This is a genomic window from Aeromonas sp. HMWF015 (assembly GCF_963878965.1).
Lineage (GTDB): Bacteria > Pseudomonadota > Gammaproteobacteria > Enterobacterales > Aeromonadaceae > Aeromonas > Aeromonas veronii.
The window spans coordinates 26992-27968 of the sequence record NZ_CAWNZT010000196.1 but is presented as its reverse complement, the minus strand read 5'-3'; the positions used below and the strand labels follow the sequence as shown (position 1 = coordinate 27968).

The window sequence follows — 977 nt, the reverse complement described above, 5'->3', positions numbered from 1 at the left end:
GGCGGTAGTAGTCGAGCGCCACGTTCTGATCGCACACCGCCATGTTTTGCGGCAGCAAGCGCTGGCGCAAGCGGCGATCCAGCACCTCGGTAGCGAGAATGTAGGAGCCCGCGGGCAGCACCCGCCCTCCCAGCTCCGGATTGAGGTCGTTGAGATAGGCGTTGCAGCCGATCACCAGATAATCGGCAGTGACCCGGCCGTGGGCGGTGGTCACCTCCACCTGCTTGCCGTACTCGATATGGGTCACTCTGGAGTGTTCAAACAGGGAGACCCCGAGGCTGGCAGCGGCTCGCGCCTCGCCGAGCGCAAGATTGAGAGGATGCAGGTGGCCGGAGCCCATGTCGATGAGGCCGCCGATATAGCGATCCGATCCCACCACGCTATGGATATCTTCCCGCGGTACCAGCTTGAGTTCGTGCTCATAGCCGAGGCTCGCCAGATGGTCGAGATCCTCCTCGAAACCTGCCAGATGGCGTTGACGGGTGGCCAGATCGCAGTAACCCCAGGTGAGATCGCACTCGATGTTGAAACGCTCGACCCGCTCGCGCACCAGCTGCACCGCCTCCAGCCCCATCAGGTCGAGCTCGCGCACTCCATCCTCACCAATCCAGCGGGCAAACTGGCTGGTATCGTGGCCGATACCGCGAATAAGCTGACCGCCGTTGCGCCCGGAGGCGCCCCAGCCGATACGGTTGGCCTCCAGCAAGGCGACCTTGTAGCCGGCATCAGCCAGATTGATAGCGGTATTGAGACCGGTAAAACCGCCGCCGATAATGCAGACATCCGCTTTCAGCTCGGCCTCGATTTCCGGCCACTGCTGTGGATCGTTGCGGGTGGCCGCGTAGTAGGAGGCGACGTGCTCCTGATATCCGTTGTGCTTTCCTGCCTGCATACTCAGCATCCTGCCTTGGTTGCAAATTGTTTAATAAAATAAGCAAAGTTGTTTCGATAATACCCAGTTCCTCCTCCACTCACCA

1 protein-coding gene is annotated in these 977 nt (G+C 60.5%); it reads right to left on the bottom strand.

The genetic code is table 11. The features are described from left to right. On the bottom strand, positions 1-892 hold an 892-nt coding region (locus tag AACS18_RS10300), incomplete at its 3' end, for an NAD(P)/FAD-dependent oxidoreductase (RefSeq protein ID WP_258228909.1). Positions 893-977: the final 85 nt, after the last annotated feature.